General features: G+C 62.2%; 24 protein-coding genes. 10 read left to right on the forward strand and 14 right to left on the reverse strand.

The window, feature by feature from the left end; all coding sequences use genetic code 11:
- Positions 1–55: 55 nt before the first annotated feature.
- Together AMK05_RS29395 and AMK05_RS29400 are read right to left on the reverse strand one after the other, a co-directional pair.
- Positions 56–1,078, reverse strand: a complete 1,023-nt coding sequence (locus tag AMK05_RS29395; RefSeq protein WP_064843589.1) for a class I SAM-dependent methyltransferase — start codon at positions 1,076–1,078, stop codon at positions 56–58.
- A 156-nt stretch (positions 1,079–1,234) separates the two neighbouring features.
- Positions 1,235–3,256 carry a beta-N-acetylhexosaminidase gene (locus AMK05_RS29400; protein ID WP_064843591.1) on the reverse strand — a complete coding sequence of 674 codons (2,022 nt, stop codon included), beginning with the start codon at positions 3,254–3,256 and terminating at the stop codon, positions 1,235–1,237.
- Between the two features lie 380 nt (positions 3,257–3,636).
- On the opposite strand from AMK05_RS29400, the gene AMK05_RS29405 reads away from it, so the two are divergent.
- Entirely contained in the window at positions 3,637–5,178 is a 1,542-nt protein-coding gene (locus AMK05_RS29405; RefSeq protein ID WP_064843846.1) for a DHA2 family efflux MFS transporter permease subunit, read from the forward strand.
- A 132-nt stretch (positions 5,179–5,310) separates the two neighbouring features.
- Entirely contained in the window at positions 5,311–5,922 is a 612-nt protein-coding gene (locus tag AMK05_RS29410; protein WP_064843593.1) for a L,D-transpeptidase, read from the forward strand.
- A 68-nt stretch (positions 5,923–5,990) separates the two neighbouring features.
- On the opposite strand, the gene AMK05_RS29415 is transcribed toward AMK05_RS29410, so the two are convergent.
- The gene (locus tag AMK05_RS29415) at positions 5,991–6,401 is read right to left on the reverse strand and encodes a hypothetical protein (protein ID WP_064843847.1); all 411 of its coding nucleotides are present in this window, start codon (positions 6,399–6,401) and stop codon (positions 5,991–5,993) included.
- Between the two features lie 396 nt (positions 6,402–6,797).
- On the opposite strand from AMK05_RS29415, the gene AMK05_RS29420 reads away from it, so the two are divergent.
- Positions 6,798–10,100 carry a GH36-type glycosyl hydrolase domain-containing protein gene (locus AMK05_RS29420; RefSeq protein WP_064843594.1) on the forward strand — a complete coding sequence of 1,101 codons (3,303 nt, stop codon included), beginning with the start codon at positions 6,798–6,800 and terminating at the stop codon, positions 10,098–10,100.
- 4 nt (positions 10,101–10,104) lie between these two features.
- Here the strand turns inward: AMK05_RS29420 and AMK05_RS29425 are convergent, their stop codons facing one another.
- The 5 genes from AMK05_RS29425 to AMK05_RS29445 all read right to left on the reverse strand — a co-directional run bounded on the left by AMK05_RS29425 (position 10,105) and on the right by AMK05_RS29445 (position 14,482).
- Entirely contained in the window at positions 10,105–10,848 is a 744-nt protein-coding gene (locus AMK05_RS29425) for a FadR/GntR family transcriptional regulator (RefSeq protein ID WP_064843848.1), read from the reverse strand.
- Between the two features lie 113 nt (positions 10,849–10,961).
- Entirely contained in the window at positions 10,962–11,726 is a 765-nt protein-coding gene (kduD, locus tag AMK05_RS29430; protein ID WP_269466007.1) for a 2-dehydro-3-deoxy-D-gluconate 5-dehydrogenase KduD, read from the reverse strand.
- Positions 11,723–12,559 carry a 5-dehydro-4-deoxy-D-glucuronate isomerase gene (gene kduI / locus AMK05_RS29435; RefSeq protein ID WP_064843596.1) on the reverse strand — a complete coding sequence of 279 codons (837 nt, stop codon included), beginning with the start codon at positions 12,557–12,559 and terminating at the stop codon, positions 11,723–11,725. The genes kduD and kduI overlap by 4 nt, the downstream gene beginning before the upstream one ends.
- A gap of 606 nt (positions 12,560–13,165) precedes the next feature.
- A complete protein-coding gene (locus AMK05_RS29440) occupies positions 13,166–13,312 on the reverse strand; it encodes a DUF1127 domain-containing protein (protein WP_003594835.1) in 147 nt (48 codons plus the stop codon).
- Positions 13,313–13,501: 189 nt separating this feature from the next.
- Positions 13,502–14,482, reverse strand: a complete 981-nt coding sequence (locus tag AMK05_RS29445; RefSeq protein WP_064843600.1) for a 3'-5' exonuclease — start codon at positions 14,480–14,482, stop codon at positions 13,502–13,504.
- A 115-nt stretch (positions 14,483–14,597) separates the two neighbouring features.
- On the opposite strand from AMK05_RS29445, the gene AMK05_RS29450 reads away from it, so the two are divergent.
- The 3 genes from AMK05_RS29450 (at position 14,598) to AMK05_RS29460 (ending at position 17,885) form a co-directional block, all read left to right on the forward strand.
- Positions 14,598–15,866 carry a flavin monoamine oxidase family protein gene (locus tag AMK05_RS29450; RefSeq protein WP_064843602.1) on the forward strand — a complete coding sequence of 423 codons (1,269 nt, stop codon included), beginning with the start codon at positions 14,598–14,600 and terminating at the stop codon, positions 15,864–15,866.
- Between the two features lie 329 nt (positions 15,867–16,195).
- Entirely contained in the window at positions 16,196–17,227 is a 1,032-nt protein-coding gene (locus AMK05_RS29455) for an aldo/keto reductase (protein ID WP_064843605.1), read from the forward strand.
- Between the two features lie 277 nt (positions 17,228–17,504).
- Positions 17,505–17,885 carry a DUF6481 family protein gene (locus AMK05_RS29460; protein WP_064843607.1) on the forward strand — a complete coding sequence of 127 codons (381 nt, stop codon included), beginning with the start codon at positions 17,505–17,507 and terminating at the stop codon, positions 17,883–17,885.
- A 41-nt stretch (positions 17,886–17,926) separates the two neighbouring features.
- Here the strand turns inward: AMK05_RS29460 and minE are convergent, their stop codons facing one another.
- The 4 genes from minE to AMK05_RS29480 form a co-directional block, all read right to left on the reverse strand.
- Entirely contained in the window at positions 17,927–18,187 is a 261-nt protein-coding gene (minE, locus tag AMK05_RS29465) for a cell division topological specificity factor MinE (RefSeq protein WP_049734360.1), read from the reverse strand.
- Entirely contained in the window at positions 18,184–18,999 is an 816-nt protein-coding gene (gene minD, locus AMK05_RS29470; protein ID WP_003594851.1) for a septum site-determining protein MinD, read from the reverse strand. The genes minE and minD overlap by 4 nt, the downstream gene beginning before the upstream one ends.
- Positions 19,000–19,081: 82 nt before the next feature.
- Positions 19,082–19,804 (reverse strand): septum site-determining protein MinC, encoded by a 723-nt coding sequence (gene minC / locus AMK05_RS29475; RefSeq protein WP_064843609.1) that lies wholly within the window; start codon positions 19,802–19,804, stop codon positions 19,082–19,084.
- Between the two features lie 186 nt (positions 19,805–19,990).
- A complete protein-coding gene (locus AMK05_RS29480) occupies positions 19,991–20,995 on the reverse strand; it encodes an alpha/beta hydrolase (protein WP_082935792.1) in 1,005 nt (334 codons plus the stop codon).
- Positions 20,996–21,103: 108 nt separating this feature from the next.
- On the opposite strand from AMK05_RS29480, the gene AMK05_RS29485 reads away from it, so the two are divergent.
- Together AMK05_RS29485 and AMK05_RS29490 are read left to right on the forward strand one after the other, a co-directional pair.
- The gene (locus AMK05_RS29485) at positions 21,104–22,021 is read left to right on the forward strand and encodes a LysR substrate-binding domain-containing protein (protein WP_237352268.1); all 918 of its coding nucleotides are present in this window, start codon (positions 21,104–21,106) and stop codon (positions 22,019–22,021) included.
- A gap of 183 nt (positions 22,022–22,204) precedes the next feature.
- Positions 22,205–22,828 carry an outer membrane protein gene (locus AMK05_RS29490; protein WP_064843614.1) on the forward strand — a complete coding sequence of 208 codons (624 nt, stop codon included), beginning with the start codon at positions 22,205–22,207 and terminating at the stop codon, positions 22,826–22,828.
- 213 nt (positions 22,829–23,041) lie between these two features.
- On the opposite strand, the gene AMK05_RS29495 is transcribed toward AMK05_RS29490, so the two are convergent.
- Positions 23,042–24,052 carry an AraC family transcriptional regulator gene (locus tag AMK05_RS29495; RefSeq protein ID WP_064843616.1) on the reverse strand — a complete coding sequence of 337 codons (1,011 nt, stop codon included), beginning with the start codon at positions 24,050–24,052 and terminating at the stop codon, positions 23,042–23,044.
- Positions 24,053–24,139: 87 nt separating this feature from the next.
- On the reverse strand, positions 24,140–24,727 hold the full coding sequence (locus AMK05_RS29500; protein WP_064843618.1) for a TetR/AcrR family transcriptional regulator: 588 nt from the start codon (positions 24,725–24,727) through the stop codon (positions 24,140–24,142).
- A gap of 210 nt (positions 24,728–24,937) precedes the next feature.
- Between AMK05_RS29500 and AMK05_RS29505 the strand changes: the two genes are divergently transcribed.
- Positions 24,938–25,381, forward strand: coding sequence for a MarR family winged helix-turn-helix transcriptional regulator (locus tag AMK05_RS29505; RefSeq protein ID WP_064843620.1), 444 nt, complete (start codon positions 24,938–24,940; stop codon positions 25,379–25,381).
- A gap of 36 nt (positions 25,382–25,417) precedes the next feature.
- The gene (locus AMK05_RS29510; RefSeq protein ID WP_064843621.1) at positions 25,418–26,164 is read left to right on the forward strand and encodes an NADPH-dependent F420 reductase; all 747 of its coding nucleotides are present in this window, start codon (positions 25,418–25,420) and stop codon (positions 26,162–26,164) included.
- The last annotated feature ends 217 nt before the right edge of the window (positions 26,165–26,381 follow it).

The following is a 26,381-nucleotide window of genomic DNA, read 5'->3' on the forward strand; positions in this document are numbered from 1 at the left end:
AGATTTTAGGCCGACCGGACCTAAAATCATCCCGTTCTAGGCGAAGGCTCACCGGCTATTCAAACAGAATGAGGCTTGCCGGCGTTGGCGGCATCGGTTTGACCGTGACGCCGGCAAGGCCGGCCAGTTTTGCCATCTCGGTCAGCTCACTTTGCGTATAAGCGTCGCCCGCCGGTGTGCCGGCGAGCATCTCCCAGGAGAAGGCCGCCGGAAAAGGCGGCGACACGCGATCTTCGTTCGGCACGAAATCGACCGCAACGATCCGGCCATCCTCTGCAAGGCTCGCGATGATCTTTCGCAGCAGCCCTGCGCATGTCGGCAGATCGAAGTGGTGCAGAAAATTTGGCAGCAGGACGAGATCGTAATCCCTGCCCCAGTCGACATCGAAGGCACTGCCGGCAATCGTTCGATACCGATCAGCCACGCCGGCTCTACCCGCATTCTGCCGCGACAGCTCCAATACCGCGGCCCAGTCGACGGCGACGATCTCTGCCGATGGAAAGGCCTTGGCAATTTCGATGCCGAAAAGACCTGGACCTGCGGCGATGTCCAGAACCTTTTTGGGAGACCCCCGCCAGCTGGAGATTTCGTCCGCCAGTATTTTGGCGCTGAGGCCGGTGAAGGAGCCCATGCCGCGCGCGAACTTCAACCACACGGGATTGTCCGGCGACATGTTCGCGAGCCCGGGCGAACCGCCGTTTCGCACGACGGCGGCCGGATCGCGCAGAAAATTATCCAGTATTTCGGGTGCGGCGACGAACTCGATAGCGGAGCCCATATAGGCCGGCGAATTGCGATCGAGGAACATTTTGGTCGCCGGGGTCATCCGGTACTGCCCGCTCTCCTTCGTCAGGAAGCCATGGACCACGAGGTAGTCGCAGAGGATGCGCACGCCGCGCTCCGCAGCACTTGTTGCCGACGCCAGCGATGCTGCCGTTTTGCCCTCGCCGATATGCGTAAACAGATCGAGCTCGATGGCCGCCCTGATCGCTGCCGTCTTCCGGCATGCAAACAGGGCGTCGACCACGAGTTCGGGCGACACGACGCCGGCTTGGGCGTCCTCGACGATTGTTTCCATGGGAATACCCCCGAAGCTCGCGATCGGTCTTGCCTGGCAGCGCCAGCCGCAGGGATTATGCGTACATTCGCATATTCTACAAGACTTACCACGCTAACCCGATCGGGTGCCTCAGAAGCCGATCGGGACCGTTCCGTCACGGTCCCGGTCGTCGCCTTACGACTGCTGCAGCCCGTAAAGCAGCGGCATCAGCCCGGCGAGCGCTTTGAAGCGTTCCCATGATTTGGAAGAGGGTTTCGTCCAGCCGGTTTCGGCAAGCCCCGAGATGCGCGGGAAAACGAGGCGGTCGAAAACGGCGCGGTCCGTCATCGGTTCGGACCAGATGCAGGCCTGAATGCCGAGCAGCTTCTGTTTCTGCGCTGGCGTCCAGCCACTGAGCGGATCGAAATTGTAGAGTTTTTCCGCATCCGACGTTCCCGCCCAGCTGGCGCCCGGCTCGTCCCAATCGGGCCTCAGCGCCATGTCGAGGTAATAGACCTGGCCGGGGCAGACGACCATTTGATAGCCGCGTTCGGCGAGCTCGGCCGAGACCTCGACATTGCGCCAGCTGCAGAGATAGCTCTTCTCCTTGTCGATGACATCGCCGTGCGCCGCCTCTTCCCAGCCGCCGGTGATGCAGCCCTTGCTCGCCAGGAAGCGCTGCACGCGTTCCAGAAATTCCGCCTGCAGGATCGCGGCACCCGAGCCATGAATATCGTCGGCGCCATGCGTGTTGGTCACGACGTTCAGCCGCTTGGCATGCGCGTCGGCAACCGCGTCGCCGGCCACCGCCCGTAGGCGCGCGAGCGCGGCCGGCGAGCCGGACCACGCACCGAGCGGCACCTCGTCGGCGCCGAGATGGATCACCTTGAACGGGAAGAGCTCGATGAGTTCCGAAAGGATGGTCTCGACGATCTCGTAGGTCTTCTCGAGGGCGGGATTGATGCAATTGTCGGGAAAGCCCTGAACCGAATAATAGCTGCCGGTCTCGGCCGGGTCGCGCAGCTCCGGGATCGCCTGCTGCATGGCGTAGCAATGGCCGGGCATGTCGATCTCCGGCACGATCTCGACGCCGAAGCTCTTGGCCGCAGCGACGATCTCGCGGATGACCGATTTGGGATAGTAGCCGCCGGTTCGGGCCGGGCTGGACCCAAGCAGCGGCGGCACCGCAAGGCCGTGGCCGCGCCAGGCGCCGATCTCGGTCAGGGCGGGATAGGCGTCGATCTCGACGCGCCAGGCCTCATCGTCGGACAGGTGCCAGTGGAAGCGGTTGAGCTTGTTCCAGGCCAGCACCGCGATCAGCTTCTTGACCTCGGCCGCGCCGTAAAACTGGCGGGCGACATCGAGATGCAGGCCGCGCCAGCCCATCGCCGGCTCATCGACGATCTCGCCCGAGGCCGGAAACTGAAAGACGCCGGGGTGCAGTCTGGCGCCGCGCCAGATCTGGCCGAGGGTCACCAGGCCGTAGAGAAAGCCGGTGCGGCTGCTCGCCTCGACCGTCAGCCTCTCCTCGTCGAAGCTCAGCCGATAGGCTTCGGGACCGAAGCCGGCGGCATCCTTCAGGATGACCGGTACTGCGCCTTCGGCTTCGGTGCGCACGATGCCTTCGACGGCGAAGAGATGGTCGACCAGCGCCGCAAAGCCTTGCGCCGCCGCCTCGCCTTCGGTGCTCTCAGCCTGCGGCGCAAAACCGGCCGGCAGCGGCCGGCGCGAAGCGACCGCCACATGGTTCGGCCAGGGAATGATCGACACCTGAACGGGCGCATTGACGGGAACGGGATAGATCTCGGCGCCCCGCTTCAGACCCGCATTGCTGACCGAAGAGCGCGTCGGCTCGATGCCGAGCAAGATGGTGCCGCCGTCGGAAAGCGCGAGATAGGCGCTGGTCGCGCCGTCCGTCCAGTGGCGGAACTGCCAGCTCAGCGCATAGACGGAGATCGTCCAGGTCTCGCCGGCGGCGAGAACGAAACCGGCCGGCGGCTGGAATTCGGTGAAATTGGAGAGCCGCCGCGAGATCGTCGCGCCTTCGACCCGTCCGGCTGGATCGACGCGGCCCGGGCCGCTGACGCAGAGCGAGACATTCGACAGCGGCTCGCTGCCGAGGTTCTTGAGGCGCAGGACATAGGAGAATTCCTTGCCGTCGGCAGGCGGGTTCCAAAGGGTTTCGAGCCGCAGGGCTGTCGGTCGCGGTGTGGACATGGTCACTCTTCCTTCAGGAAAACCAGCTGCTGAACATTCCGACAGGATGCCGGGAGCGAAAGTGAAATTTGAGATCAATCAAATTGATTTAATATTGATAGTCGGTCTCCCGCCGAGGCGTCAATTGCGGATCTGAAATTTCTGTTGGACGCCTTGCGAATAAAATTCGGGCGATGGGCATCGCGTCAACAATAAGGTACTTTTAAGTACGATAAGGCTCACATTTAAAGGTCGACGCCGAGCCCGGCTTCCCGGTCGGGCTCGATTCTATTTGGTGATCCCTTTGCCCTGATATGCCGGTTGACATGTCGATCGTCTCGATCGCAAACATGGTCGATCTTCTCTCCGGGGCGGACAATGCCCGTTCGCGGGATCATCGTATGCTGAAACGACCTGAACCTGCCCGTCCTGACAAACCGCCCGCCATCGTCTGGCTCGGTTTCCTCGCCATGTGCGTCGGCATGTTCATGGCGATCCTCGACGTGCAGGTGGTGGCGACATCGCTGCCGACGATCCAGTCGGCGCTTGATATCGATCCCGATCAGATGAGCTGGATACAGACGGCCTATCTCATCGCCGAAGTGGTGGCGATCCCGCTGACCGGTCTACTGACCCGGCTGCTTTCGATGCGATGGCTGTTCGTGACCGCCATCAGCCTGTTCGTCGCGGCCTCGGCCGGCTGTGCGATGAGCGGCAGCTTCGGCGCGCTGGTGGCCTGGCGGGTGCTGCAGGGCTTTTCCGGCGGAACCCTGATCCCCTCGGTGTTTTCAGCCGTGTTCATCCTGTTCCCCAACGAGCGGCAGGCGCTGGCGACGACGATCGCCGGCGTGCTGGCGGTGCTGGCGCCCACCGTCGGGCCGATCGTCGGCGGATGGCTGACCGAAACCTATTCCTGGCACTGGCTGTTCCTGATCAACATCCTGCCGGGCATTGCCTCGGCCATCCTGGCCGCCCGTTTCCTGCCGCGGCAGGCGGCCGATCCGTCCGAACTCCGGCATCTCGATGGCCTGTCGCTCGTCCTGATGGCGATGGCGCTGACGAGCCTGGAACTCAGCTTGAAAGAGGCGCCGACCCGCGGCTGGGCCTCGGCCTATGTGCTCGGCCTGCTGGCCGTCTGCCTCGTGTCGGGCGGCGCGTTCGCAGCGCGGACGCTGCGCCGGCGCCGGCCGATCGTCGATCTCGGCAATTTCGCCGACCGGAACTTTCTTGTCGGCTCGGTCCTGAGTTTCGTGCTCGGCATCGGCCTGTTCGGCTCGGTCTATCTCATGCCGGTGTTTCTCGCGTTCGTCAGGGGCCACGACGCGCTCGAAATCGGCATGACGATGCTGGTCACCGGCATCGCGCAGCTGGTCACCGCGCCGGTCGCGGTCGCGCTGGAAAAGCGCATGGATGCGCGGCTGCTGTCGGCTGTCGGTTTCGCGCTGTTTGCGATCGGCGTCGGCATGAGCGCCTTTCAGGATCCGCGCTCGGATTACGATGCGATGTTCTGGCCGCAGATCGTGCGCGGCGTCGCCATCATGTTCTGCCTGCTGCCGCCGACGCGGCTGGCGCTCGGCACGCTGCCGGCCGACCGCATCCCCGATGCCAGCGGGCTTTTCAATCTGATGCGCAATCTCGGCGGCGCCATCGGCATCGCGCTGATCGACACGATCATCTACACCCGCTCGGAGCCGCTGGGCCAAGCCCTCTGGGCGCGCCTTCAGGCCGGCGACGTCGAGGCGGCGACCTTCGCCGGCGCACCGCTTCAGGCCATATCGGGACATAGCGGCAGCTTCGATGCCGACACCACGGCGCTGCTCGATCCGCTGGTCCAGACCGCGGCCAGCGTCCAGGCAATCAACGAAGCCTGGATGGTCATCGCCATCCTCACCGGCTGCGCCCTCGTCTGCGTTCCCTTCGCCAGACGGCCGGCGTCGGGGTGAAGACGGTTGCTGACGAACTTGCCCGCGGTCGCGCATTGCGATCGAGGCGAGGCTACCCCAAATGGGCAATGGTCATAGTGCCGCCACAGAATTCGATCCAATCATGCTGCAGATACAGGCGGATGGCGAAAAATGAGATTGCTGGCTCTTCTTGCTGTGGCCGTTTTGCTGACGGTGGTTCAAGCTCACGCCCAAGTTTATGAACCGTATGACGGATACGACGACTACGGCAGTTACGAGTATGATGACCCGTACAGCCCGTATCCGCCTCCGCCGTATTACGACCCTGCCCCTCGCTATCAGGAACCTCTGTATGATCGCAGGGAACGCTCAGCACGAAGTGCAAGGGGAACCATCGTGATCGCCACGCGTGAGCATACCCTTATTTACACCAGGTCATCGGGTGAGCAGTTCGCCTACCCAATCGCCGTCGGCCGTGAAGGCAAGCAATGGTACGGATCAACCCGGGTGGTATCCAAGCGAATGCATCCCGAATGGCGGCCAACGGCGAGCATGCGACAGAAGAACCCGAGGCTTCCAGCGGTCGTGAGGGCCGGCCCTGCCAATCCGCTTGGAACCCGCGCTATTTACCTCGCCGACGGGCTGCTCCGCATCCACGGCACCAATGACCCCGCCTCCATCGGCACCAATGCATCGAGCGGATGCTTTCGGATGTACCGCGAGGATGTCGAGGAACTCTACGATATGGTCCAGCCGGGGACGCGGGTGATCGTGCAGCGATAGTCGGATCGGGCGCCGTCGCAGGTTGCTCGCCAGCCATACGTCGACGCGGCTGCCCGCTGCGGGAAATATCAATCAGATACAGTAACGTCGATCCAGCGACCGGTTCCTTGGCCACCGTAGATATCCACATCAATCCATACGCTGCCACGCACGATCATATTGGCGGACTCTGGCGTCATCGTTCCGTTCCGAAGCATCTGCTCCAGAGCCTGGCGATTTACCGGGTCAGCAAAGAACGAGTCTGATTGATCGTCACGATCGCGCACGTGGTACTGGTGGAAATTCGCCCTGTCTTGTCGGATGATCTGCCATGGCTGGGTCATTCTAGCCCCATTTGAATTGTAAAGATCAGCGTTGCCGATATAGGCGCGATAGCTCTCAATAAGGCGATTGCTGTGGGTGGCCTGAACTCTCGCTTGAGCGTGAGCTGTTCCCGCGACGATGACCGAGCTGAATAGAATCAATAATAATTTTCGCATGTTGCCCTCTTTGAAAGAGAGGGTCTTACCCAGAGTTAAGCCAATTCGCCAAGCAAAAAGCATCTCATTGGGAGCCCCCGTCGATACGGCGTCCATTGCATTGCTCAATGGGGTGTACGACTGCAATCTGACTTCGCCAGCACCAGGGCGCGCGGCCCCTTTAAGCGTTCATGGCCCCCTGCATTCTCAGAGACAGCGGCAGGTCTCCAGGTCCCGTCAAAGCTGTTTCAACGGCCCTTGTCATCCATGGCGTCCAGCATCAATGGTTTGAATCACTCGGGGCGCAGCCGGTGACACTGACGAAAGCTTGCCGATCGACCGGCCGCCGGTAAGATTTCTCTCAATCATTTTGCGTCATCCTTCGATTCCCTTCTGACGCCAATCGAAGAGATCTCAATGGCCCCGGACCCAGCCCGCAGTTTTCAAATGCCCCGCCGCGACGAGCTTGGCCTCCTTGCGATCAGCAACGGTTCCGGCCTGTCGATATCGGCGCTGCCGAACGGCACGCTGTTTGCCATCGAATATGCCGACGACAAGGGATCGGTGCAGATCAACCAGATCCAGGGCTCGCCGCTGATCGGCGGGATCGGGCGGCTTTATCTGCGCATCGGCGGCGCTCGGCCTGAGGTCGTCGAAATCGTTGGGCCGCGCGCCAATGGCGGTTTCGGATATGATGCGACGCGCTTTTCGTGGAGCGGAAAAACAGGCGATATCGGCTATAATGTCCGGCTCGAGCTGCATCCCACCGAGGCGGCCTGGTTCTGGCGCGTCGCCCTCCGGCATCTGAAGGGGAAAACGCTGCCGGCGGATCTGGTGCTGATCCAGGATGTCGGCCTCGGCGATCGAGGCTTCCTGATGAACAGCGAAGCCTATGCCTCGCAATATGTCGATCACCATATCGCCGATCATCAGATGTTTGGTTCCGTGGTCATGAACCGGCAAAATCTCAAACAGGGTGGTGGCCGCAATCCCTGGCTCGTCCAGGGCTGCCTCGACGGTGCAGCTGGCTATGCCACGGATGCTATCCAGCTGGTGCAGGCGAAAAACCGTCTCGACGACCGGCTGGTCGGCCCCTTCGGCACCAGCCTGCCAAGCACGCGGCGGCAGCAGGAGACGGCATGTCCGGCCATCCAGTCGAAATCGCTCTCCATTTCGGCAAGCGGCGCGACTGCGACCTTCTTCGCGCTCTTTACAGCCGATCATCCCGAGGCGTCGAGCGATGCCGATCTTCTTCGGCTGGACGGGCTTGCGGCGGCAGAGAGTGTGACCGGCGATCTCGAGGAGACGGCGCCGGTCCGCAGCCTGCTGCAGGACGCGTCTCTGCTGGAGGTCGAGCTGCTCGACAAAAAGGCGATCGGCCGCCTTTATCCCGAGCGGAGCCTGGAAGAGCGCGCCGGCGGAAAGCTGCTGTCGTTCTTCGTACCGGATGGCGCGCTGAACCGTCACGTCGTGCTGCGCGACAAGGAACTTATGGTGGCGCGCCGTCACGGTGCGATCGTCAGAAGCGGTGAGAATATGCTGCTCGACGATTCCACCCTTGCCGCGACCTGCTGGATGCAGGGCATTTTTGCCGCCCAGCTGACGATCGGCAATACCTCCTTTCACAAGCTCTTTTCCGTCTCCCGCGATCCCTACAACCTGACGCGCGCCAGCGGGCTGCGCATCATGGCGGATGTCGGCGACGGCTGGCAGTTGCTGGCGGTGCCCTCGGCTTTCGAAATGGGGCTCAGCGACTGCCGCTGGATTTATCAGTGCGCCGGCCGCACGATCACCGTTGCGGCGGTCGCCTCCGGCAAGGATGCGGCGATGCAGTGGACGGTCTCCGTCGAGGGCAAGCCCTGCCGCTTCCTGGTGTTCGGCCATGTCGTGCTCGGCGAGCGTGAATATGACGCCGGCGGTCAGATCGAATTCGATACCGCAGGCAAGCGTATCCATTTCCGGCCGGACCCGGCCTGGCTCTGGGGTGAGCGTTATCCCGATGCCGGTTATTGGCTGGTGAGTTCGACGCCCGATGCCATCGAGGAGATCGGCGGCGACGAACTGCTTTACAGCGATGGGATGCCACGCAACGGCGCTTTCGTCGCGCTGCGCTCGCAGCCGACACAGGCGCTCTCATTCGCCGTCGTCGGCTCGATGACCGATGCTGCAGAAGCCGGGCGGCTGGCAGAGCGGTATCAGGCCGGCATCACCGATGAAGCCATGCTGGCGCCGGCCTCCAAATTCTGGCGCAACACCGTGCGCGGCCTGACGATCGGAAACACAATGATCGACAGCCCTTCAGCAGATCTTGCCGCACAGGCGACGCTGCTGCCCTGGCTCGCGCATGATGCCATCGTGCATTTGAGCGTGCCGCACGGCCTCGAGCAATATACCGGTGCGGCCTGGGGCACGCGCGACGCCTGCCAGGGCCCGATCGAATTCCTGCTCGCCTACGAGCATGACCGCGAAGCCAAGGAGGTGGTGAAAACCGTCTTCAGCGAACAATATCGTGAGATGGGCGACTGGCCGCAATGGTTCATGCTGGAGCCCTATGCCAATATCAGGGCGGGTGACAGCCACGGCGATATCGTCGTCTGGCCGCTGAAGGCGCTCTGCGATTATATCGAAGCGACGGGTGATCTCGCCATCCTCGACGAGAAGGTCTCCTGGCGCGACGAAAAGACCATGCAGAAGGCGGCGGAGACCGACACCATCGCCATCCATGTCGAGAAACTGCTCGATACCGTCCGCGGCCAGTTCATCCCGGGAACGCACCTGATCCGCTATGGCGAGGGGGACTGGAACGATTCCCTGCAGCCGGCCGATCCGCATCTGCGCGACTGGATGGTCAGCAGCTGGACCGTCGCCCTGCTCTACGAACAGATCGTCCGTTATTCCGCGATCCTGCGCCGCCTCGGCCAGCGCGATAAGGCCAAGGCGCTCAGGAAGATCGCCACGGCGATGCGCCGGGATTTCAACCGCCATCTCGTGCGCGACGGCATCGTCGCCGGTTACGGCATCTTCGATCCTGCCCATGACGGTGTCGAATTGCTGCTGCACCCGAGCGATAAGCGCACCGGCCTCTCCTACTCGCTGATCTCGATGACGCAGTCGATGCTCGGCGGGCTGTTCACGCCGGCGCAAAGGCAGGACCATATGACGCTGATCGAGGAGCATCTGCTCTTCCCCGACGGCGTGCGGCTGATGGAAAAGCCCGCCACCTATGCCGGCGGACCCGAGACGCTGTTTCGCCGCGCCGAATCCTCCTCCTTCTTCGGCCGCGAGATCGGGCTGATGTATGTGCATGCGCATCTGCGCTATTGCGAAACGCTGGCCCTGGGCGCCGAAGCGGACGAACTCTGGAAGGCAATTTCGGTCGTCAACCCGATCGCCGTCACCACGGCGCTGCCGCATGCCTCGCTGCGCCAGCGCAATACCTATTTCAGCAGCAGCGATGCGGCCTTCCACGACCGCTATCAGGCGGCTGCCGAATGGGAGCGCGTCAAGGCGGGAAAAGTCGCCGTCGACGGCGGATGGCGTATCTATTCCAGCGGCCCCGGGCTCTACACCAGGAGCTTCGTCGAAAATATCCTCGGCTTCAAACGGCGCTTCGGCCGGCGCGGACGCAAACCGCTGCTGCCTCAGGCTCACGCTTCCGTGGAGCTGCAGACGGATCACGCCGCCTGGCGGCGGCTGATGAAGCCGAAGCCAACGGCCTAATATTTCAAGAGGACGTGCTGGCGTCGCGCAACTCTTCGAAGCGCGCCGCACTCTTCGACAGGTGTGTTCGGATGGCGCGGCGGGCGGCGGCTTCCTCGCCGTCGCGGATCGCCGTGAATATGGCATGGTGCTCCCGGCGCATGCGGGCGGCATGGCGCTTGCGCTCGGCCGCCGTCATCTTGTCCAGGCGCGCCCATTGCCGCGGCACCATGATGTCGCCGAACGTATCGAACAGGCGGCCGTAATAGGAGTTCTGCGTCGCGACCAGGATCGACCGGTGGAAGGCGTAATCCTCCTGCGCGCCGTATCCGCCCTCCTCCAGCGCCTTGTCGAGCGCATCGAGCCGAGCCTGCATGCGGCCGAGATCTTCAGGTGTGCGCCGCAGCGCGGCAAGACCGGCGGCTTCGTATTCGACCCCCATGCGCAGCTCCAGCACGCGCAGAACCTCGTCGATCGACTGCAGGTCGTTGGGAATGATCGAGAAGGATCGCGGGTTGGGATCGTTGGAAACGAAAGCCCCGAGCCCTTGCCGTGTGGTGATCAGCCCCTTGGCGCGCAGCGTCGCCAGCGCTTCGCGAACGATCGTCCGGCTGACGCCGGTGGCCCTCATGATCGCCTGTTCGGTCGGCAGGCGCTGGCCTGGCTTGAGGTCGCCGGATTCGATCTGCGCCATCAGCATATCGGCAAGGCCGCTGCGCAGGTTCGGCAGCTGCCGAGTGGTGGTGACCGCCTTGTCCCTGTCCGTCATCTCGTGTCGATCCTGCCCCCGATGCGGCCGCGCCAGCCTCATTTCCTTTTGCTAACGCATGCCGGCAGGAAAGGCAAAACGACGTCGGTCACGACAGGTCTTGATGACGCGGATCACCGCGCCAGCCAGCCGCCATCGACGGGCAGCACCGTTCCGTGCACGTAGTCGGAGGCTGAGGATGCCAGGAAGACGGCGGCACCGCCGAGTTCGGCAGGTGTTCCCCAGCGCCCGGCCGGAATGCGCGAAAGAATGGCGGCGTTGCGGTCGGCATCCTCGCGCAGCGCGGTGGTGTTGTTGGTGACGAAATAACCGGGCGCGATGCCGTTGACGTTGACGCCCTTGCCGGCCCATTCGCAGGCCAGCAGCTTGGTCAGTCCGGCAAGGCCGCTTTTCGAGGCGGTATAGGAGGGGATGCGGATGCCGCCCTGGAAGGAGAGCAGCGAGGCGATGTTGATGATCTTGCCCCTGCCCTTTTCGACCATGTGTCGGCCGGCCGCCTGCGACAGGAAGAAAGCCGTCTTCAGGTTGACGTCGATCACCGCGTCCCAGTCTTCCTCGGTGAAATCAAGCGCATCGGCGCGGCGGATGATGCCGGCATTGTTGACGAGGATGTCGAGGCCGCCGAAGGTCTGGATGGCCTCGGCGACAATCCCCTTGACCGGTTCGATGGTGCCGAGATCGGCCTTGACGACATGGAAGCGGCTGCCCGCCTGTTTCACCAGCGCCTCGGTTTCCTCCATCGAGGAGCGCCCGACGGCGACGATCGAGGCGCCGGCCTCGGCCAACGCTGCCGCGATGGCCTGGCCGATGCCGGTATTGGCGCCGGTGACGACGGCAGTCCTGCCTGTGAGGTCGAAGGGGTTGGCCACGGCGCTCACCTCAGATCCGCAATGGCGATGTGATCCATGTCGGTGAAGCTCTTATTGTCGCCGGCCATTGCCCAGATGAAGCTGTAATTCTTGGTGCCGGCGCCGGAATGGATCGACCAGGGCGGCGAGATGACCGCCTGTTCGTTGGCGACCAGCATATGCCGGGTCTGCTGCGGCTCGCCCATGAAATGGAAGACACGCTGCTCGGCTTCGAGATCGAAATAGAGATAGGCTTCCATGCGGCGGTCATGCGTATGGGCCGGCATAGTGTTCCAGACGCTGCCCGCCTCGATCATGGTGAAGCCGAGGGTCAGCTGGCAGGACTGGCAAACCTCGGGGTGGATGAACTGGTAGATCGACCGCTTGTTGGCCGTCGCGGCGTCGCCTGGCGTCAGGTGGCGGGCCTTTTCGCGGGTGAGCAGCACGGTCGGATGCGTCTGATGCGCCGGCGTCGAGACCAGATAGAATTTGGCCGGATCGGCGGCGTCCACGCTCTCGAACCGCACGTCCTTGGCGCCCTTGCCGGCATAGAGGCAATCATATTTGGCAAGATCGTAGCTCGTGCCGTCGACGACGATGCGGCCGGCGCCGCCGATGTTCAGCGCGCCGAGTTCACGCTCGGCAAGGAAGGTTTCCTGGCCGATCGCGGTCGGCGCCGTCAGCGGCAATCCATCGGCGAGCGGCGTCGCGCCGCCGATGACCATGCGGTCGTAATGGGAATAAGTCAGCCGGATCTCGCCGCCCGCAAAGACGGTTTCTACCAGAAAGTGACGCCGCAGCGTCTCGGTGTCGTAATTGCGCACGGCCTCGGGATGAGAGGCGTGCCTCACGTCGATCTGCATGTCAGAATTCCTTCAGTTTCGTTGTCGTCAAGCGTCGTTGCTCCAGCGACGCCGGATCCGTTCGTCGATCCGTTTCGCTCGGCAGTGAACCGAATGGTTACATAGTTGTACGACAAATTCGGAGTCAATATGTTTCTGCAGCACGCAGCCACAACCGGCGGCGATCTCAGAAATCACCAGCAAAATCAGCGATAAGCAGGAAAGAGCCACCATCGCCCGGTAACGGATGGCGAGCCGTGGTTTTCGGCGCGATCGGCCAAAAACGAAAAAGCCTGCCGCGGGAGGAGGTGCGGCAGGCTTTCGAAAAAAACCGAACGACAGCTGGGAGGAGGAGTGCTGCCGTTCCCGCAGACGACCCTGGGAGGAGGATGGGGCGCCTGCATCTCGAAGGGATGCGGGAGGAGGTGCATCGCTTCGATAGAAATAATCATACTTATTTCTTGCTCAGTTGGTAGGCATTTCTTTGCAGGGCAGCTATGCGTTATGCGAAAAGCGGACGGCTTGATCGCCCGGTCCCGGCCTGCCAGAAGCACAAAAGCAAAGCGCCCGCTTCTGAAGAAAGCAGGCGCCGGCCAAACTCTTGATAAATGCTTAGTCTACAGGCCGTTAGCGGGCGATGGCAGCGCGGGCGACGTTGCGGATGTCACCGCGGCCGATGCCGAGGTCGTCCAGTTCGCGCGCGGACATACGGCCCAGTTCAGCGACCGTCTGACGGTACTTGCGCCAGTTATTGAAAGAGCGTGCTACGTTCATGATGATCCCCTTTCCGTGGGCTTTCGAAGCCTAGCTGCCAGTCCTTGGCGCTTCGTTCGCTTCGATGAGAGGTATATAGTACGAGCCCTTCGATAGTTGCAGCGCCAATGCATCACTGCACCTATGCGACGTTTGCATGGGTCGGCATATTTGGGGCTATTTTCGATCAGCGTCCGAACCGTTTCGCGGTCAGAGTTTGAAGCGATCGAAGGCCGTCAGCCGCACGATCGGCGGCTCCGCCTCTTTCCACCGGTAAATTTCCGAGCGCAGATAGGAAAGCTCGTCGTCGAGATCGTCTTCGCCGACTTCGATCCACCAGGACTTCAGCCGGCCGTCGCTGCCATCCGACCAGCGATAACCCCTCGCCTTCAGATGGTCCTTCATCTCGAACGGGCTGTGTTCGGCGAAGATGCGAATACGCGAGCGCTGGCTGGCGCGGTAAAGCTCGGCGAACGGGCTTTCGCCGTCGCCCTGCTCGCGATCGAGGATTTCCAGCAGCGCGTGGCAGTCGTCCACCGCGCGATGACCGTCGTGGAAATACCCGGCCTGGCCGACGAGATAACCGAGCTTCGTGCCTTCGAAGCCGCGGACGCTCCAATCGATCTCCGACACCGAGCACGCCCAGGCCTTGCCGGCGAAAATCCTGGAGAAGGCCTCGCAGAACGGCCGGTCGAAACCGGCATTGTGGGCGATGATCAGATCGGCCGGCTCGATCAGGGCGCTCAACGACCTTATATCGATGACCTGGCCTTCGACCATCGCATCGGTGATCCCCGTCAGCCGGGTAATCTCCGGCGGTATCGGCCGCGACGGCTGTTGCAGGCCGCCATAGATGCCGACAATGTCGCCGATCCCGCCCCCATCGTCGAACGTGAAGGCGACAGCGCCGATTTCGATGATCTCGTCGTTGCGGTGATTGAGACCGGTCGTCTCCGTATCGAGAATGACGCCGAGCCGCGAAAACTCCGGCCGTCTGGCCGTTGCAATCGGCCGGGCGGTCAGTTTCCGCAGGATGCGGTAGTTGCCGCTTTCTTCAAGCGTACGCGCCATGTCTTCAGCGGAACTGGCGGCCGGCTGCAACGTCGGCCGGCGCGAGGGAGCGCGCGCCTTGGCGACTGCCGGCGACGGCTTGGCAAACATGTCGAGTTGCGAATCTCTCTGCACGCTCATCGGACCTGTATGTCACGCAGACGCGGTTTAATCCATCGCGCGCGGCGCTATCCCCAGCCCTTGCCTTTCGTGGGCATGAAAGATTAGCTGAGCGCGAGAAGCCAAAGGAAAAGCCATGCCCGGTGACAACGGTAAGGGTGTCGAACAGGACGTCGTCATCATCGGCGCCGGGGCCGCCGGCATTGCCGCCGCCCGGCACCTGCAGGCGATCCGCCCGGATCTTTCGATCCTGCTTCTGGAAGCCGGCGATCGTCTCGGCGGTAGGGCCTGGTCGGTCGCGCTGCCCGGAGCATCCGATATCGCGCTCGATCTCGGCTGCGGCTGGCTGCACGGGGCGCGGACCAATGCCTGGACCGGTCTTGCCGACGCGGTCGGATTGACGGTCGATCGGACACCGGCGCCCTGGAGCGGCGGCCGGCGGCTGCAGCGCGACGATGCGGAAACCCAGGCCGCGCAACAGGCGATCGCCGCTTATTTCGAACGGCTCGACAGTCATGAGGGCGATGACACAAATCTGGCCGCGATGCTCGAACCCGGCAATGCCTGGAACGGCCAGATCCGGGCGATCGGTACTTATATCACAGGCGCCGAGCTGGAACGCTCGTCGGTCGTCGACTACACCAGATACGACCCCGGCCCCGGCCCCGATTGGCGGGTGCGCCAGGGCTATGGAACATTGATCTCGCTTTACGGCAGGCCGGTTCCGGCAAGGCTCGGCGTCGAGGTCACGCGCATAAACCACCGCCCTGCCGGCGGTGTCGGCATCGAGACGAACCAGGGTGGGCTCAGCGCCCGTGCGGTGCTGGTGACCGTTTCCACCAATGTGCTTGCCACGGGCAGGATCGTCTTCGACCCTCCCTTGGCCGAGAAGGTCGAGGCGGCGGCGCGCCTGCCGCTCGGGCTTGCCGACAAGCTCTTCCTTAGGCTCGCCCATCCGGAGGCGCTGCCGGCCGATACCCATATGCTCGGCTCCGTCAGCCGTGCTGCCACCGGCACCTATCAGCTCCGGCCGCTCGGCGCTCCTGTCGTCGAAGCCTATTTTGCCGGCGACCTCGCGCATGATCTGGAGCGGGAGGGGAAAGAGGCCGCCTTTGCCTTCGCTGGAGATGAGCTGGCGGCACAATTCGGCGCCGATATCCGCAAGCAATTGTCGGTGGCCGCGATCTCGGCCTGGGCCGCTGCACCCCATATCGGCGGCTCCTATTCCTATGCCGAACCCGGCGCCTCCGATCTGCGCGGGGTCCTCGCCGCACCGCATGACGGACGGATCTTCTTTGCCGGCGAAGCCTGTTCGCGCGCGCGTTATTCGACGGCGCACGGCGCCTACGAGACCGGCGTCGCCGCAGCCGATCTGATTGCCGGGTCGCTGTCGAGAAAAGCGTAAGTCGCCGGCCGCGATGGCCCGCGGGAATATTTTTTCCCACTTGTGGCACGGGCGGGATTGGGTATGTTGCTCCAGCCCCTGCGCCAGATGAGCCAGGGCGCCAGACGTCATCCGGCGGCAAGCGGCCGCCCGGAGCATGATGCCGAAAAGTGTAAGCGGTTTTCGGACGACATCATGCTCTCTCTCAAATTCAGAACAGGATGATTTTAGGCCGAACGGCCTCAAATCATCCTGTTCGGGCTCGATATTGTCATTAGATTGCGGAAGCCCCGGCTTCTATCCCGGCGATTTTGCGCGTCGGCTGCGGGCCTCTGCATCAGGAGGAAGAAATGGATTATCGCAAGCTCGGTCCCAGCGGGACCGTCGTCACCGCCTATTGCCTGGGCACCATGACCTTCGGCGCGGAGGCCGACGAAGCGGCCTCGCACAAGCTGCTCGACGATTATTTCGCCTGGGGCGGCAATTTCATCGATACCGCCGATGTCTACAGCGCCGGCAAGTCGGAAGAGATCATCGGACGCTGGCTGAAGGCGCGCCCGACCGAAGCCCGCCAGGCAATCGTCGCCACCAAGGGCCGTTTTCCGATGGGCAACGGACCGAACGATATCGGCCTGTCGCGCCGGCATCTCGGCCAGGCGCTCGACGATTCTCTCAGCCGCCTCGGCCTTGAGCAGATCGACCTCTACCAGATGCATGCCTGGGACGCGCTGACGCCGATCGAGGAGACGCTGCGCTTCCTCGACGATGCGGTTTCCTCAGGCAAGATCGGCTATTACGGCTTCTCCAACTATGTCGGCTGGCATATCGCCAAGGCCTCGGAGATCGCCAAGGCCCGCGGTTATACGCGCCCGGTGACGCTGCAGCCGCAATATAACCTGCTGGTGCGCGACATCGAGCTCGAAATCGTCGCCGCCTGCCAGGATGCCGGCATGGGCCTGTTGCCGTGGTCGCCGCTCGGCGGCGGCTGGCTGACCGGCAAATACAAGCGCGACGAGATGCCGACCGGTGCCACCCGCCTCGGCGAAAATCCCAACCGCGGCGGCGAATCCTATGCGCCGCGCAATGCGATGGAACGAACCTGGGCGATCATCGCCGTTGTCGAGGAAATCGCCCGGGCGCATGGCGTCAGCATGGCGCAAGTGGCGCTCGCCTGGACGGCGGCGCAGCCGGCGATCACCTCGGTCATCCTCGGCGCCCGCACGCCGGAGCAACTGGACGACAATCTCGGCGCCATGAAGCTCAAACTCACCGACGATGACATGGCGAGGCTGAATGAAGTGAGCGCCCCTCAGCCCTTCGACTATCCCTATGGCAAGGGCGGCATCAATCAACGTCACCGCAAGATCGAAGGCGGCCGCTGAGCACAAGCGCCCATGGCGAGCCGCAGAAAATGCGGCTCGCGCGCAGCGCGGAGACCGGCTGACGCCGATCGGCTCCCGGCATGGTCGATGAAGCGCGATGCTTCGGCGGCCTGAGCGGTGAAAGAAAATGTGATTCAAGATCTAGATGATTTCGAACGGGATTGGCATAATAGCATCCGGATCCCAATCGAAGAAATAGAGCATAGGGTCATCCGAAAGCCGCACAGTTTTCGGCATTCATGCTCTAACGCCGCAGTCAACCAGTCAGGTAACAGAATTGAAAAACACCAGAAACAACGAGCTTTCCGATCGTCGCAGCGCCGCTGCCGAAGCCAAGGCTGCTCTCCTCAATGCGTATCGTGACGCCAAGGATAAGGCTGAACCGACCCGGCTCGCCAAGCAGGCGGAGCGTCAGGCCGTCGCCGCGGCCAGGGAAGAACGCCGTGCCGAGCGGGAACGGCTAAAGCTTGAGCAGCGCGCACAGGCTCAAGCCGCCGAAGCAGAACGCCAGGCGGCTGCCGAGGCCGCCGCACGCGCCGACATCGAGGCGCGCGAAGCGGCCGAGAAAGACCGGATCGCCCGCGTCATTGCCGATGAAGCCGCCCGAAAGGCCGCGCGCGACCTGCGTTACGCCAACCGAAAAGCCAGAAAGTCGTAAGCGCCGGCGCCGCCTGTTGTCGTAACGGGCGGCGCTATCTTTCAGGCGGCCTGCACGGCCGCATTCAACGGGATTTCGACATCGATTTCGAGCGTCGAGACGTATTCGTTGCGATCGATCGTCACCTGCACCTTGTCATGATCAAGCTCGACATGCTTTGCGATCACCGCCAGGATTTCCTCACGCAGCAGCGTGACCAGGTCCGAACCGGCCGAAGAGCGCTCATGGGCAAGAAGCACCTGCAGGCGTTCGCGGGCGGCCGGTGCAGTTCTCTGCTTGTTGAAGAGACGGAAAATATTCATGCTGCCCTCCGTCCGAAGATTTTGCCGAAAATATTGCGCTTTTCCTCAGGGATCGCCATCGGCACCAACTCGCCGGCGAGCCGGCGGGCGGCATCGAAATAGGCCATCGCGGCCGGGCTGCGGCTTTCTGCCAGCGTGACCGGCGCGCCGATATTGGAGGCGCGCAGGACATCCATGCTTTCCGGCACGATGCCGAGCAGCGGGATGGACAGGATCTCCAGCACGTCGTCGACCTTGAGCATGTCGCCGCGCTCGGCGCGATTGGCGTCGTAGCGGGTCAAAAGCAGATGCTTTTCCATCCGCTCGCCGCGTTCGGCCTTGGCGGTCTTGGCATCGAGCAGGCCGATGATGCGATCGGAATCGCGCACCGACGACACTTCAGGATTGGTGACGACAACGGCGACGTCGGCATGGCGCATGGCAAGCGTTGCGCCGCGCTCGATGCCGGCGGGGCTGTCGCAGATGATCCAGTCGAAATAGCGCTTCAGGTCGTTGATGACGCGCTCGACGCCCTCGGCGGTCAGATTGTCCTTGTCGCGCGTCTGCGAGGCCGGCAACAGGAACAGCGTTTCCAGCCGCTTGTCGCGGATCAGCGCCTGGGTCAGCTTGGCGTCGCCCTGGATGACATTGATCAGGTCGTAGACGACCCGGCGCTCGGCGCCCATGACGAGGTCGAGATTGCGCAAGCCGACGTCGAAATCGACGACGACGACTTTTTCATTGCGTTGCGCCAGCGCCGCTCCCAATGCGGCGGTCGAGGTTGTCTTGCCAACCCCGCCCTTGCCTGACGTGACGACGATCACTTTCCCCATGTGTCTCTCCTTTGCCGTGCCGCAGTAATTCGAAGTGTTGCAGCGTCTTCCACGCGTCACTTAAAGCCGCGCGGCGCTGTCGTTAGGTCAGTTTCTCTGCCATGATCGCATCGTCTTCGAGCCAGAGCTGAACAGCCTGTCCGCGAAGATTGGCGGCCATGTCTTCCGCCATTTTGTAAACGCCGTCGATTGCCACCAGCTCGGCCTCGAGCTTGCGGCAAAAGATCCGCGCCGATGCATTGCCGATCGATCCCGCCATGGCGCGGCCCCGCAGCGCCCCGTAGATATGCACGGACCCGCCGGCAATGACCTCGGCGCCCGAGGCGACAGACCCGACGATGGTCACGTCGCCTTCCGGGAAGATCACCGATTGCCCGGAGCGCACCGGCTCCCTGATGACGATCGATTGCGTCGTTGCCGGACGGATCTCGGCTGCTGCAGGTTTGACCGCCGAATCGGCAGGCTCACTGGCCTGAACCTCGATGTCGGAAGCGGAGCGACCGCCTTTCAGCGCCGGAGGCATGCCCGAGCCGAGAATGGAAGGCCGCGCCCCCTCGATGCCCATGATGCTGACATTGCGCTTGGCAAGCTCGGCGATGAGCTCCTTCAACTGCGGCTTGTCGATTTGCAGATCGGTCAGATCGAGCACGACCGGCCGTCCCAGGAAGAAACCGGCCGAACGCGCGGCCAGATCGTCGAGCCTTGCCAACCAATCATCGAAAGGCAGGTCCGGAGACAACATGACGGCCAGGAAGGAGCGGCCCTTGATGCGGATAGAGCGAGCGTCTGTTAGCACTTTGGTCATCTATGTGAAGAAATCGTTGACCATGTCTACCGCCGACATGGTTAACAAAAAGTTAACGCGGCGTAGATATTCCCTAACGTGATGCGGCTCGGTTGAGGACGAAAATCAAAGTAACCGCTTGAAAGTACTTATATTTCCTCTGATCCAGAGGTGGAAAGCAGATCGCCCGTCATGCCGGGAAGAGGCTTAACCAAGCGTGCGACGGAAATGCGCGGCAACGCGGTCGGCGGCGTCACCTACCGGGCCGCTCTGATCATAGAAGTCGAAGTGAGCGCCCTCGGCCCAATGCAACTCCTTGGGTCCGGCCAGAAGCCCGTATATTTTTCGGGCCTGGTCTGGGAAAGCCGAACCTTCGGAGTGGACCAGCAGCGTCGGCGCCGTGACTCGCGGAGCCCGGGATATGGGATCGAAATCGATCCACGGCTCCCAAGCCATCACAGCGAATTCGTTGCGCCAGGATGGAACGCCGCCACCGCGCGTCTGATCCAGGTAATATTGGCTCGGGCTGACGCTCGCCGCCGTTTGATCGGTATTATGGTAGGCTCGAATGGTCTTGATCTCGCCGGTCTCGTCGTAGATCTGCCGTGCGAGACGGCCCTCGGCCCTCAGGCGCTCGACGGCCTCTGGTCCTTTCTTGATCAGCGCTACCAGTTCCGGCTCGGAGAAGAAGCCCGCCACGGTCGCGACCGCGCCGACATTGGCGTCCTCGGCCGCCGTGTAGAGGACGGTGCCGCCAGACGTGCAGATTCCGAGAAGGCCTGTTCCCGACACATCTGGCCGGCTTGCCAGGTAACGCAGCGCTGCCGACAGGTCTTCGGCCTTGGCGGCGGGATCCTCGTATTGACGTTTGGCACCGCCGCTCTGGCCGTAGTTCCGGTAATCAATGGCCAGTGCCATCACCCCACGGCGCGCCATTTCGCCGGCATAGATACCGCCCATCTGCTCTTTAACGGAAGTGAAGGACCCGCCCATCGCCACAGCCGGATAGCGTTTTGCAGGATCGTGGCCGTCAGGCAGGTAGAGATGGGCGACTACATAGCTGTCGCCGCTGGCAAAGCTGACGGTCAGCGGTGTGATTTTTCCGCGATGTGCACTCAAGGTCTGAGACATGCCAGCTCCTACTGCGGAGAACAGTGCGACAGCTCCAACCGACAGGCCGAAGGTGCGGCGGGTGATCGATGAGGCAGTCATCCATGTCTCCTCTCTGATAACGAGAGAAAGATGCGCTCTGATATGCTATTTGTTAATCGGGCGATTTCTTGACTGGCTTGTAAGGTAGATTTTATAATGCGGGCAGACTTGCTGGACGGCATCCTGGCGTTCACCAAAGTGGCGGAGAAGCGGAGCTTCACGGCTGCCGCATTGGAACTGGGCGTCACGCCGGCTGCGATAAGCTGGACCATCAAGCAGTTGGAGGGGCGTGTCGGCGCACCGCTGCTGACTCGCACCACTCGTTCAGTCGGCCTGACCGAAGCGGGGGCGCTGTTGCTCGAACATGCGCAAGCGGGTGTCGCACAGATCGCCGCAGGTTACGATGCAGCGCAAGCGCAGGGTGCTCGACCCGCCGGGCTGCTGCGCCTCAATCTTCCGACGGTGGCGCAATCCATCCTGGAACCGCTATTGCCCGGCTTCGCCGCCGCTTGCCCGGATATCGAGCTGGAGTTGACGATTGACGACCGCTTCGTCGACATCGTCGCGGAAGGATATGATGCCGGCATCCGCGTCGGCGAGACGATCGCCCAGGACATGGTGGCCGTGCGCCTGACCCAACCCTCGGCGATGACCGTGGTCGGCTCCCCCGCCTACTTCTCAAAGCGCGAAAAACCCCGGCGCCCCGAGCAACTGGCGGACCACGCCTGCATCAATTTCCGGCTGGCGAGCGGCGCAATTTACCGCTGGGCCTTCGAGGAGCGGCTCGATGCCGGCGGCAAGCTGCGGGCGTTCGAGATCGCCGTAAAGGGGCCATTGATCGTCAACCGCTCAGGCCCAAGCCTGTCTGCTTCAGTTTCAGGCGTCGGCCTGGCCTATAACACCACCGATAATGTCGGGGCGCTGGTCAGGCAGGGATTGCTGGAGCCGTGCCTGGAAGACTTCATGCCGACCATGCCGGGCTTCTTCCTCTATTTCCCCAGTCAGGCGCGGGCGCTACCGAAGCTGCGAGCATTCCTGGACTTTTACGCTGGATGGAAGAAGTCGGCTCAGCTGGCTTTAGAATGATGGCTGGGCGGGATGTTGACGGAAATCATTGCATGAGCGGGCTTTGGCCGGCCCTTCGCTTTCCGGCTGCAAAACAACTTGTACTATAGCGTACAATTCCGCGAGTGTGTTATTATCGCTACAGCTTTTTTAGAATCCGCTGTTATATCCTCTGGTTGTAATGTCATGCCATGGGGTACAGAAATGAAGTTAACTATCGCCACTACCTTACTCGCACTTGTCGCCACCACTGCTTTCGCGGCTGACGTCGTTCAGGACGTCCCGGCTGCGCCTGTTGCGGCTGCACCCGTTTTCACCTGGTCGGGTCCGTATTTCGGCATCGATGGCGGCGCCGCATGGCTCAATGGTGATTTCAGCGTCGGCGGCTTCAGCGATTCTGAGGATTTCAACGGCGGCGTCTTCGGCGGATTTGCCGGCTACAACTTCCAGTTCGACAGCATCGTTGTCGGTATCGAGGGCAACCTGGAACACAACTGGAATGAAAAGGAAGCGCTGGGTGCAGACATCGGAACCGATTGGGCCGGCGCTGTTCGTGGTCGTGTCGGTTACGCTTTCGACAAGGCGCTCATCTTCGGCGCAGCCGGCTGGACTGCCACACGCGGTTACGTAGACGTGCCGGGCTTCGACAAGGAAACGGAAACCTTCAACGGCTACACCGTCGGCGCTGGCGTCGATTTTGCCTTCACCGACAATATCTTCGTTCGTGGCGAATATCGCTTCAACGACTTCGGCAAAAAAGATATTCTGGGTGTTGATGTCGACCTCGACCAGCACGAGCTCAAGTTCGGCGTCGGCGTAAAGTTCTAAGAACTGTCGGCCAGATCAGCGGTATGAGAGCCTCGCCATGTTGGCGGGGCTTTTTACGTTCCCCATTCCGTTGGGTGCAGTCGTTGGCTCCGCCCCAGCGTCGGCCTGGCCCAATAATGTGAGGGGCTTGTAGCGCCGGGATTGCTGGAGCCTTGCCTCGAAGAGTTTATGCCGATGATGCCGGGGCGGAGGTCTTGGGCTATCCCTGCAAAGTCAAAAGCCTGCCGTCTGCCGAGGTGAGACGGCCTCGGATTTTCGCCTGCGGGTTTCCCGAGGACTTTCCCCGTAAACCGACCCGTATAGTGCGGAAAAGCGGCCGGCGTGGACGAAGCCCCATTTCAGGCAGATATCCCTGATGCTCTGCACGTTCGACCGGTCCAGAAGGTCTTTTCTGGCGGCGCGTAACCTTAGAGTCCTCAGGTAACTGCCCGGTGTCGCCCCTTTGAACGTCCGGAAGCCGGTTTCCAAGGCGCGAACCGAGACGTTGGCGGATTGAGCGATCGTCGCGATCGTGATCGGCTCGGCAATATTTGCGTGCATGAAATCGATAGCCCGGCGAATGTGCCGGGGAGCGGGTGTAAATGCTGCCTGCTCCAGACGCTGAGAGTAGCGATGCGGCACCGATCTGATCAGCAATTCGGCCAGCGCCTGGGGGAGGTTGGTCATCGCTATCGGCGACTGCAGCAAGATGCCGTCTCCGAGCATGCCGGAGATCATCGTCTCGACGAGGTTCTTGACGAGATGTCCTGCGGGAGTTGATCCATCCATGACGGGTGACAGGTCCAGCGATCCCACCAGCGGGGCTTCGAACAACTGCCCGAAGGTCCGGCGAATCTGCTCCCAATCGAGAAAGAGTTTTTGCGATCGATGCAGCGCTCCCCGCACGAGGAAGTGATCCGCCTCGTGGCTTTGGCCAAGCAGCATCTGGCCCGGCGACGCTGTTGTCGTGGTCTGCCGTCGCGTCATGCCGGAGAAACCCTCGCGCGGCATGTGAATGGTGAGCCATTCCGGCGTCTCTGCGGTGGCCGAAAGGTTCCATTCGCCATCGCATGCGAGATCGGCAACCGTCACCGCACCGTGAGACCGTGCATCCGCCGACCAACGAAAGCCCTTAGTGCTATGAACCGGCGATGCGTCGAAGTGGGCAGGTCCGAGGAATGTCTCCAACATTCCGTGGAAGTCTGCGCCGGCCCATCGTGGAGCGAGTGCGGCGTTATGGATCATGAGGGCCTCTGAATTCGCGGGTAAGGAGCGGTGAGGCCATTCGCCTGCGCTGATCCTTTTCGGCAATGACGGTGCAGAGCCGGGATCCTATTCCTCCGCTGTGTCGCCCGCGATGCGCTTGACGGCATCAGCCGCCGCTTCGAGCAGACGCTCCGACATGCCCTGATCGGTCATGATGCGAGAGATGGTGACGGCGCCCACCATGAGGGACAGGACGACCATGGCTTTGTCATAGGGTTTCGCGCCGTCCGATGCCGGGATCAATTCGTCGAGAACCTGAAGATGCGCCTCGATGCCGTTCTGGAATGGAGCCCGCACCTCTGCACTCTGGCGCGCCGCATCGGACCCAAGTGCTGCCAAGGGGCAGCCATCACCTTTTTCGCCCTGGTGCCCTGTCGACAGATACATGCCGACAACCGCTTCAAGCGGATCGGCACTTCCGGCGGCAACCCTCGACCACCTGCGAATGGCGCTCTCCATTGCCCGCCCGGATGCCAGCGCCACAAGGTCATCCTTCGATTCGAACTGCTTGTAGAACCCGCCTTGGGTGAGTCCGGCCCCTTTCATCAGGTCCTTCAGCCCGATGCCGTCGAAGCCATGCTCCCGGAAGAGCCGGCTTGCGACATTGATCACTGTTTCACGATTGGCCTCGGCCTGAGCGCGACTGACTCTCATTGCGATCTCCAACTGGATGTCATCTGAAATCTATATCACAATTAGAGTTGGTTCGCAATCTAATTGAATGGCTGCGTCCATGAAGACTTACTCACATGAACTCCGAGACACCGCTGAATGCGAGAGGCGCCTAAATCTGCGCTGCCGACCTTGATATCCCCCATAAAGTCATTATCTAGTGCGCTAGATAAAAGCACACTAGATGAAGCCATGTCAAACAACGAGATCGCATCCCGCCGGGCGGTCGGCACCCAACTTTCCTTTGCGCTCTATGGCGCGGCCAATCGGATGGCGCGCCTTCACAAGCCCTTTTTGCAGCCGCTCGGCCTGACATTTCCGCAATATCTGGTGATGCTTGAACTTTATGGCGGTACGCCCCGCGCCGTTGGAGAGTTGGGTTTGAAGCTCGACATGGACACCGGAACGATCACGCCGCTGCTGAAGCGCCTGGAATCGGCCGGCATGGTGACCCGGACGCGCGATCGTAACGACGAGCGGCGGGTGCTCATCCATCTTACCGAAGCCGGTCTATCCCTGCGTGACGAGCTTTGGGCCGTGACCGACAAGATCAAAACCGCCTGTCAGCTGACGGACGAGGGGCTCGCCGATTTGCGCGACACGCTGCAGGCATTCGCTCGCCCCGCCCACGACTGAGGCGGGCTTACTTCCACATCAGAGAAAGGACATCCCATGAAGATCGGAATCATCGGCGCCGGAAATATCGGCGCGACGCTGGCGAGAAAACTGGCCGCAGGCGGCCATGCGGTCAAGCTTGCCAATTCGAAGGGTCCCGACAGCATCCGCGCGCTTGCCGGCGATATCGGAGCGGCTGCCGTTTCGAAGGAAGAGGCCGTCCGGGGCGTCGACGTGGTCGTCCTTTCGATCCCGTTCGCAAACTATCGCGATCTCGCCGGGCTCTTCGATGACGTGCCTGAAGACGTCGTGGTGATCGATACGTCAAACTATTATCCGTTTCGCGACGGTGCGATCGCCGACGTCGATGGCGGCATGCCCGAAAGCGTTTGGGTGAGCGGGCAAATCGGCAGGCCCGTCGTCAAGGCTTGGAACGCCGTGCTGGCGGCGACGCTGGCGGAGAAGGGGCAGCCCGAGGGCGCGGATGGACGCATCGCCATTCCGGTTGCAGGCGATGTTCCGGAGGCGAAGGCGATTGCCATGGAGTTGGTTGAGGCCACCGGTTTCGATGCAGTGGATGCAGGAGGGCTGGCGGCGTCCTGGCGGCAGCAGCCCGGCACCCCGGCCTATTGCACCGAGCTTGCGGCAAACGAGCTGAAAGAGGCACTGCGATCGGCCGATCGATCCCGCGCAGCCGACAATCGCGACGCGGTGATCAAGGAATTGTTCGCGGCAGGCACGAGCCCGACCCATGACGACATGGTCGCGCGAAACCGAGCGGGGACTGCCGCTCCGAAATCCTGAGCCTGTCGAGGCCCATGCTACTCCCCGCCGAAGTGTCGGCGGGCTTTCGGGTTCGGCGCCACGCCCCCGAGCGTTCGGGGGCGTGATCATCGGAAAAAATCGCCGCCGCAAAGCAAAAAGTGCTTGATTTTATATTTCGATTGACATCTATAGAGATTATAGATGTCGATCGAAATCTTACGTGCTTTCGTGCCAGGTTCTAAGAAACTGTCCTTTG

This window comes from Rhizobium sp. N324 (assembly GCF_001664485.1).
Taxonomy (GTDB): Bacteria; Pseudomonadota; Alphaproteobacteria; order Rhizobiales; family Rhizobiaceae; genus Rhizobium.

What these genes read in the sequence shown, in the direction of transcription:
- AMK05_RS29395 (WP_064843589.1), bottom strand. Translation starts at nt 1,078, where the DNA reads ATGGAAACAATCGTCGAGGACGCCCAAGCCGGCGTCGTGTCGCCCGAA.
- AMK05_RS29400 (WP_064843591.1), bottom strand. Translation starts at nt 3,256, where the DNA reads ATGTCCACACCGCGACCGACAGCCCTGCGGCTCGAAACCCTTTGGAAC.
- AMK05_RS29405 (WP_064843846.1), top strand. Translation starts at nt 3,637, where the DNA reads ATGCTGAAACGACCTGAACCTGCCCGTCCTGACAAACCGCCCGCCATC.
- AMK05_RS29410 (WP_064843593.1), top strand. Translation starts at nt 5,311, where the DNA reads ATGAGATTGCTGGCTCTTCTTGCTGTGGCCGTTTTGCTGACGGTGGTT.
- AMK05_RS29415 (WP_064843847.1), bottom strand. Translation starts at nt 6,401, where the DNA reads ATGCGAAAATTATTATTGATTCTATTCAGCTCGGTCATCGTCGCGGGA.
- AMK05_RS29420 (WP_064843594.1), top strand. Translation starts at nt 6,798, where the DNA reads ATGGCCCCGGACCCAGCCCGCAGTTTTCAAATGCCCCGCCGCGACGAG.
- AMK05_RS29425 (WP_064843848.1), bottom strand. Translation starts at nt 10,848, where the DNA reads ATGACGGACAGGGACAAGGCGGTCACCACCACTCGGCAGCTGCCGAAC.
- kduI (WP_064843596.1), bottom strand. Translation starts at nt 12,559, where the DNA reads ATGCAGATCGACGTGAGGCACGCCTCTCATCCCGAGGCCGTGCGCAAT.
- AMK05_RS29440 (WP_003594835.1), bottom strand. Translation starts at nt 13,312, where the DNA reads ATGAACGTAGCACGCTCTTTCAATAACTGGCGCAAGTACCGTCAGACG.
- AMK05_RS29445 (WP_064843600.1), bottom strand. Translation starts at nt 14,482, where the DNA reads ATGAGCGTGCAGAGAGATTCGCAACTCGACATGTTTGCCAAGCCGTCG.
- AMK05_RS29450 (WP_064843602.1), top strand. Translation starts at nt 14,598, where the DNA reads ATGCCCGGTGACAACGGTAAGGGTGTCGAACAGGACGTCGTCATCATC.
- AMK05_RS29455 (WP_064843605.1), top strand. Translation starts at nt 16,196, where the DNA reads ATGGATTATCGCAAGCTCGGTCCCAGCGGGACCGTCGTCACCGCCTAT.
- minE (WP_049734360.1), bottom strand. Translation starts at nt 18,187, where the DNA reads ATGAATATTTTCCGTCTCTTCAACAAGCAGAGAACTGCACCGGCCGCC.
- minD (WP_003594851.1), bottom strand. Translation starts at nt 18,999, where the DNA reads ATGGGGAAAGTGATCGTCGTCACGTCAGGCAAGGGCGGGGTTGGCAAG.
- minC (WP_064843609.1), bottom strand. Translation starts at nt 19,804, where the DNA reads ATGACCAAAGTGCTAACAGACGCTCGCTCTATCCGCATCAAGGGCCGC.
- AMK05_RS29480 (WP_082935792.1), bottom strand. Translation starts at nt 20,995, where the DNA reads ATGACTGCCTCATCGATCACCCGCCGCACCTTCGGCCTGTCGGTTGGA.
- AMK05_RS29490 (WP_064843614.1), top strand. Translation starts at nt 22,205, where the DNA reads ATGAAGTTAACTATCGCCACTACCTTACTCGCACTTGTCGCCACCACT.
- AMK05_RS29495 (WP_064843616.1), bottom strand. Translation starts at nt 24,052, where the DNA reads ATGATCCATAACGCCGCACTCGCTCCACGATGGGCCGGCGCAGACTTC.
- AMK05_RS29500 (WP_064843618.1), bottom strand. Translation starts at nt 24,727, where the DNA reads ATGAGAGTCAGTCGCGCTCAGGCCGAGGCCAATCGTGAAACAGTGATC.
- AMK05_RS29505 (WP_064843620.1), top strand. Translation starts at nt 24,938, where the DNA reads ATGTCAAACAACGAGATCGCATCCCGCCGGGCGGTCGGCACCCAACTT.
- AMK05_RS29510 (WP_064843621.1), top strand. Translation starts at nt 25,418, where the DNA reads ATGAAGATCGGAATCATCGGCGCCGGAAATATCGGCGCGACGCTGGCG.